Source organism: Pseudolactococcus hodotermopsidis, assembly GCF_011170085.1.
Taxonomy (GTDB): domain Bacteria; phylum Bacillota; class Bacilli; order Lactobacillales; family Streptococcaceae; genus Pseudolactococcus; species Pseudolactococcus hodotermopsidis.
On record NZ_BLLI01000084.1, the window covers coordinates 1 to 6916 of the forward strand.

The following is a 6916-nucleotide window of genomic DNA, read 5'->3' on the forward strand; positions in this document are numbered from 1 at the left end:
AGGGCAGTTGAGTTAAAGTTCGTATGGGAGTTTAGCTCAGCTGGGAGAGCATCTGCCTTACAAGCAGAGGGTCGGGGGTTCGAACCCCTCAACTCCCATTAGGTGTATGCCTAATGGAATAATTGAAAAAGGTCTCGTAGTGTAGTGGTTATCACGTCGCCCTGTCACGGCGAAGATCGCGGGTTCAAGTCCCGTCGAGACCGTTTTGTTTACTTAGAAAGTATTCAAATGAAAACCAAGTACTTGACTCGTTAGCTCAGTTGGTAGAGCAATTGACTTTTAATCAATGGGTCGCTGGTTCGAGCCCAGCACGGGTCATAAGCGGATGTGGCGGAATTGGCAGACGCACTAGATTTAGGATCTAGCGCTTAACGGCGTGGGGGTTCAAGTCCCTTCATCCGCATCGTTGAAAGACGAATGCCTTAGCCGACTTAGCTCAGTTGGTAGAGTTGAAAGCATTGCTTTCAATCTGTGGGTAGAGAAAACGGAAGTTTTCATCATCTCAGATGCTCTACTGAGTAAGTCGGATAATAGCCTTAGCCGGCTTAGCTCAGTTGGTAGAGCATCTGATTTGTAATCAGAGGGTCGCGTGTTCAAATCATGTAGCCGGCATTAAATTGAATAATAAAATATGCGAAAGTAGTTCAGTGGTAGAACATCACCTTGCCAAGGTGGGGGTCGCGGGTTCGAACCCCGTCTTTCGCTTAGGCTAGAGGAAAGCCGGGGTGGCGGAACTGGCAGACGCACAGGACTTAAAATCCTGCGATGGGTAACTATCGTACCGGTTCGATTCCGGTCCTCGGCATTACTTTGTAAGTTGGTGATTTTGTTTATCAGTAGCTTAATCTGGTAATGTGATTTTAAAAGATTGATTCAAGTTTTTTTATAAGTCAATGTAGGTAAAGCACCCTTGGCTCAACTGGATAGAGTACCTGACTACGAATCAGGCGGTTGCAGGTTCGAATCCTGCAGGGTGCATGAAAATTTTGGAGTGTCAAAAGTTAGCTTTTGTAGGGCGGAAAAATTTTCATGTGAAATTGCTTGAGATTGCGTGGCAATCGGAATGAAGTGAGCTTGACGTAGTCAAGACAAGTAATTGAACATATAGAGTGTTTGACTAACGTTAAACAATTCGGGAAGTAGCTCAGCTTGGTAGAGTACTTGGTTTGGGACCAAGGTGTCGCAGGTTCGAATCCTGTCTTCCCGATAAGTCAACAACCTTGGTTAAGGTTGTTTTTTGTTATATATTCATTTAGTTTCTGTCAACTCATTGATTTCATTCGTATCCTGAATTTTTGAATGCGGATGTTGAGTGTGGAATGGCTGATTATTTGCGTGAACCCTAAATTCCCGAACATATCACTACTAATCCTTTGAAATACCGAAAAATAGGCATTTATAAAAAAATATGTAGTTATAAGTCTATGAATATAACTGAACATCTTTTATCACGAATGCTGATATTTCAATATTTCGAGCGTTTTGTAGTGACATGTTTGGGGATTCACAGGGTTAATAGATGTTGCTTGTTTTATTTTGAGGAGTGGTTGTATGCGAGTTGTTGCAGGTAGGTTTGGTGGGCGTCGTTTGAAAACGCTAGATGGCAAAACAACACGTCCGACGGGGGATAAGGTTCGAGCGGCGATATTTTCTATGATTGGTCCATATTTTGAGGGTGGCCGAGTGTTGGATTTGTTTGCTGGGAGTGGTGGGCTTGCGATTGAAGCTGTCTCTCGGGGCATGTCTTGTGCTGTCTTGATTGAACGTGATCGTAAGGCGCAAATGGTTATTCAAGCTAATCTGGAGATGACTAAGGAAGTTGAGAAGTTTCAACTTTTGAAAATGGATGTTAAGCGTGCGATTGGGCGTTTGGTTGGTCAATTTGATTTGATTTTCTTAGATCCGCCTTATGCTAAGGAGGAGATTGAGCAACATATTTTGTTGTTACTTGCGCGAGATTTACTTTCTCATGATGCGATAATTGTTTGTGAGACGGATAAGTCAGTTGTGTTGCCAGAAAATGTTGCTGATTTTATAATTGTTAAGCAAAAGAGATATGGTATTTCAAAGATTACGATTTATGAGAGGAGTTAAAATGCGTGATAAAATCGGGCTTTATACGGGAACTTTTGATCCGATGACAAATGGTCATTTGGATATTATCAAGCGTGCTGCAAAATTATTTGACACACTTTATGTTGGCATTTTCCAAAATAATCAAAAAGAGCCTGTTTTTTCTGCTATTGAGCGTAAGGTGCTGTTTGAAAAGCTTTTGTTGGCATGTTCAAATGTTGTTGTGATTGTGCATGAGGCTGATTTGACGGTTAATGTGGCTGAAAAATTAGGTGTGACGGCTTTGGTTAGAAGTGTGCGAAATGCGCAAGATTTGGCTTATGAGTCTGAGATGATTTATTTTAATGGTCAGATGACTGGAATTGAGACGGTATTACTTGTTGCGAGTCCTAATTTGCAATATCTCAATAGTACGCGGATTAAGGAGTTGGCTCGTTTTGGCGTTGATGTGTCGCCTTGGGTACCTGAGCTTGTAAAAATAGAATTGGAGAAGAAGTTTGAATAAAAATAAGAATAAGAAATCGTTTGTTAAAAAAAGATGGCTGGTTGCTATCGTTGTTGCAATTTTAGCAGTTGTTGGTGTGTTTGTACCATTGCCTTATTATATCGAGCTGCCTGGTACGACTGAAAATGTTGGGGAAATGGTGCGTGTTGATAAGGCTAGCTTGGTTGAGAAAGGGTCGCTGAATTTGACGACTGTTTCTATGATGCAAGCGACGGGGCTGAGCTTGATTTATGCGGCGGCGACTGATTTTACGGATGTTTATAGTAAAGAAGATATGATGGGTGAACAGTCGGATAGCGACTATATGCGGATGAATGCGTTTTATATGGAGAGTGCGCAAAATGCGGCGATTTATGAGGCGTTTAAGTTGGCGGATAAGCCGTTTGAGTTGGATTATCAGGGTGTTTATGTGCTAGATGTGTTAGAAAAATCGACTTTTAAGAATGTTTTGCATATTTCGGATACGGTGACAGGGGTCAATGATAAGCAATTTAAATCTTCGGAGGAATTGATGACTTATATCAAGTCTTTGGCGATTGATGTGCCGATTTCGGTTCAATATGTAGATGAAATGGGTGAGAAAAAGTCGGCTGATGGCAAGACAATTAAGATTTCTGATGGGAAAGCGGGGATTGGTATTTCCTTGGTTGATCATACAACGGTAAAATCAACACCTGCTGTTGAGATTGATGCGGGTGCAATTGGTGGACCGTCTGCGGGAATGATGTTCACACTTGAGATTTATTCTCAATTATTGACTAAAGATTTGACCAAAGATCGTGAAATTGCAGGAACTGGAACGATTGAAATGGCTGGAAAAATTGGTCGAATTGGTGGAATTGATAAAAAAGTGGCAACGGCAAATGCGAATGGTGCTGAAATTTTCCTTGCGCCTGATGATGAGATTACAGCTGAGATGAAGAAGTATGATAAGAATATCAAGTCAAATTATCAAGAAGCTGTGGCTGCGGCTAAGAAATTGAAAACGAAGATGAAGATTGTACCTGTAAAAACAGTTCAGGATGCGATTGATTATTTGGAAAAGAATTAAAAGCCTCTAGGGAAGTTTGTTGACTGAAAAAGAGGTGCTAGATAACTAAAATTTCCTCAAAACGAGATTGTGAAATCAAATTTTGAGGAAATTTTTTTGTTTAAGTTTGTGAAATAAATATCTTGTAAAATCGGCTTTTTTATTTATCAAATTAAAAAAATCACAAACTTGGTATTTCACAAGTTAAAAAAGTGAAATTTTTCACTTTACAAAGTTTTGGAAAGTGCTATAATAAGGATATAAGGCAAGTTAATGTTTTCACTAACTTACCCGATTTTAACGTAACGACCATTTATAAGGAGAAAAAATGGCTACTAAAGTAGAAAAAACGGAAACTTTTGATGTTGCAGGCATGATTGACGGGCTTGCTGCAAAGGGTGCAAAGGCGCTTAAAGCGCTTGAAAAGCTTAACCAAGAGCAAGTTGACCATATCGTTCATGAAATGGCAATGGCTGCGCTTGACAAACACATGCCACTTGCTAAATTGGCTGTGGAGGAGACTGGTCGTGGTGTTTACGAAGACAAAGCGATCAAAAATATGTATGCTTCTGAGTATATCTGGAACGCAATCAAAGATAACAAAACGGTTGGTGTGATTGCTGAAGATAAAGAGGCGGGTATTGTTGAAATTGCTGAGCCAGTCGGTGTTATTTGTGGTGTGACACCAACGACTAACCCAACGTCAACAACAATTTTCAAGTCAATGATTGCGATTAAAACACGTAATCCGATTATCTTTGCTTTCCATCCGTCAGCTCAAAAATCATCTGCAGCAGCAGCACAAGTTGTTCTTGATGCGGCAATTGCGGCGGGTGCGCCTGAAGACTGTATCCAATGGGTTGAAACGCCTTCAATCGAAGCGACTGGTCTTTTGATGAATCATCCAACTGTTGCCACAGTGCTTGCAACTGGTGGTGGTGCAATGGTTAAATCTGCTTACTCTACAGGCAAACCAGCGCTTGGCGTAGGTCCTGGTAATACACCAAGTTATATTACAAAAACGGCTAAAATCAAACGTGCTGTTAATGACTTGTTCCTTTCAAAAACGTTTGATAACGGAATGATTTGTGCCTCTGAACAAGCTGTTATCGTTGATACAGAAGTTTATGACGAAGTTAAAGCAGAGTTTTTGGCACACAGTGCTTACATCGTCTCATCAAAAGATGAACTTAAAAAACTTGAGGCTGCTGTGATGTTGCCTGATGGTCATGCGGTTAATCCGAAAATCGTTGGTTTTTCAGCAAAATATATTGCTGAATTGGCTGGTATCAAAGTGCCTGCTGAAACTAAAATGCTTATCGCTGAAATCGGTGGTGTTGGTGCTGATTATCCGCTTTCTCGTGAAAAATTGTCACCAGTTTTGGCTATGGTTAAAGCTGATTCTACCGAAAAAGGTCTTGACCTTTGTGAGGCGATGCTTGACCTTGGTGGTCTTGGTCACACGGCTGTTATTCACACTGAAGATGAAGAGCTTGCGCTTAACTTTGGTATCCGCATGAAAGCTTGTCGTATTCTTGTCAATACACCAGCTGCTGAGGGTGGTATCGGTAACATTTACAATGAAATGATTCCGTCATTGACACTTGGTTGTGGGTCTTATGGTCATAACTCAGTCTCACATAACGTGTCTGCAGTTGACTTGATCAATGTTAAAACACTTGCTAAACGGAGAAATAATATGCAATGGTTCAAATTGCCACCAAAAGTTTACTTTGAAAAGAACTCAATCACTTATTTGCAACAAATCAAGGCTGAACGTGTCATGCTTGTTTGTGACCCAGGTATGGTACAATTTGGTTATGCTGACCTTGTTCGCAAACAACTTGAGAAAAATCCTAACGACCCGCGTGTTGAAGTTTTCTCAGATGTTGAGCCTAACCCGTCTACAAACACGGTTTACAAAGGTCTTGAAGTGTTTAACAGTTTCCAACCTGACACAGTTATCGCTCTTGGTGGTGGTTCAGCAATGGATGCTGCTAAAGGCATGTGGATGTTTTTTGAGCACCCAGATACTAATTTCTTTGGCGCTAAGCAAAAATTCTTGGATATTCGTAAACGTGCTTACAAGATTAACTATGCTGAAAAAGCAACGTTCATCTGTATTCCAACAACGTCTGGTACAGGTTCAGAAGTAACGCCATTTGCCGTTATCACTGATTCTGATGACCATACAAAATATCCACTTGCTGATTACGCTTTGACACCAGATGTGGCAATTATTGATCCGCAACTTGTTATGTCAGTACCTGCTGGCGTTTCTGCGGATACTGGTATGGATGTCTTGACGCATGCGATTGAGTCTTATGTGTCAGTTATGGCATCTGATTACACACGTGGTTTGTCATTGCAAGCCATCAAGATTGTCTTTGAATATCTTGAACAATCAGTTAAAACTGGCGATGAATTGGCGCGTGAAAAAATGCACAATGCCTCTACAATGGCTGGTATGGCTTTTGCCAATGCCTTCCTTGGTATTTGTCACTCTATTGCCCATAAAGTTGGTGGTGCTTGGAACATTCCTCACGGTCGTACAAATGCGATTCTTCTGCCACATATCATTCGTTATAATGCGAAAGATCCGCAAAAACATGCGATGTTCCCTAAATATGATTTCTTCCGTGCGGATGAAGACTATGCTGACATTGCGCGTTTCCTTGGTTTGAAAGGTAACACAACTGCTGAACTTGTTGAGGCGTTGGCAGTCGCTGTTTATGAGCTTGGTGTGAAGACTGGTATCGAAATGAACTGGAAAGCGCAAGGCTTGACGAAGAAACAAATGGAGGCAGAAATTGATCATTTGGCTGAAAAGGCATATGAAGATCAATGTACGACTGCTAATCCGAAAGAACCTTTGATTTCTGAGCTTAAAGGTATCATTGAAGTTGCCTATGATTATAAAGGTTAATTGAGTAAATAGTATTTAAAAATCTCGCTAGCGTTTGTTCTAGTGAGATTTTTTTCATGAACCGAGTATTGCAGAAGTAAGATGGGAAAATCGAAATATTTAGGGAGAGTCTTAATCATATTTTCTATGCCAATTCATCATTATTTGTCACTAGCAATTCCTTGAAATGACAAAAATTTTGTCTGAAGTCGGTAGCTGGTTCATTTTTTTAGAGATGTTCTATAGTTAAACGAGTGTACAATTTCGCGCATTCCTGTCACGGTCATTTCATAAATTTAATTTATCCGACAAATTCCGAAATTTCACAAGTTAAATAGCTATTTCAGACGATTATTTCCCTAACCGCTTTAATTTTCATAAAAAATCTGTTAAACTTTCGTTA

The 6916-nt window shown here is 40.4% G+C and carries 4 protein-coding genes and 9 tRNA genes; all 13 read left to right on the forward strand.

The window, feature by feature from the left end:
• Positions 1-25 precede the first annotated feature (25 nt).
• The 13 genes from Hs30E_RS09960 to adhE all read left to right on the forward strand — a co-directional run bounded on the left by Hs30E_RS09960 (position 26) and on the right by adhE (position 6534).
• Positions 26-98 (forward strand) — tRNA-Val (locus Hs30E_RS09960).
• 32 nt (positions 99-130) lie between these two features.
• Positions 131-203 (forward strand) — tRNA-Asp (locus Hs30E_RS09965).
• Positions 204-245: 42 nt separating this feature from the next.
• Positions 246-318, forward strand: a tRNA-Lys gene (locus tag Hs30E_RS09970).
• Between the two features lie 3 nt (positions 319-321).
• Positions 322-403 (forward strand) — tRNA-Leu (locus Hs30E_RS09975).
• 136 nt (positions 404-539) lie between these two features.
• A tRNA-Thr gene (locus tag Hs30E_RS09980) sits at positions 540-612 on the forward strand.
• Between the two features lie 21 nt (positions 613-633).
• Positions 634-705: transfer RNA gene (locus Hs30E_RS09985), tRNA-Gly, on the forward strand.
• A gap of 14 nt (positions 706-719) precedes the next feature.
• Positions 720-805 (forward strand) — tRNA-Leu (locus Hs30E_RS09990).
• A 99-nt stretch (positions 806-904) separates the two neighbouring features.
• A tRNA-Arg gene (locus Hs30E_RS09995) sits at positions 905-978 on the forward strand.
• A gap of 155 nt (positions 979-1133) precedes the next feature.
• Positions 1134-1207: transfer RNA gene (locus tag Hs30E_RS10000), tRNA-Pro, on the forward strand.
• A gap of 344 nt (positions 1208-1551) precedes the next feature.
• On the forward strand, positions 1552-2094 hold the full coding sequence (rsmD, locus tag Hs30E_RS10005) for a 16S rRNA (guanine(966)-N(2))-methyltransferase RsmD (protein WP_172209804.1): 543 nt from the start codon (positions 1552-1554) through the stop codon (positions 2092-2094).
• Between the two features lies 1 nt (position 2095).
• On the forward strand, positions 2096-2578 hold the full coding sequence (coaD, locus tag Hs30E_RS10010; RefSeq protein WP_172209805.1) for a pantetheine-phosphate adenylyltransferase: 483 nt from the start codon (positions 2096-2098) through the stop codon (positions 2576-2578).
• Positions 2571-3629, forward strand: coding sequence for a SepM family pheromone-processing serine protease (locus Hs30E_RS10015; RefSeq protein ID WP_172209806.1), 1059 nt, complete (start codon positions 2571-2573; stop codon positions 3627-3629). The genes coaD and Hs30E_RS10015 overlap by 8 nt, the downstream gene beginning before the upstream one ends.
• Positions 3630-3936: 307 nt before the next feature.
• Positions 3937-6534, forward strand: coding sequence for a bifunctional acetaldehyde-CoA/alcohol dehydrogenase (adhE, locus tag Hs30E_RS10020; protein WP_172209807.1), 2598 nt, complete (start codon positions 3937-3939; stop codon positions 6532-6534).
• The last annotated feature ends 382 nt before the right edge of the window (positions 6535-6916 follow it).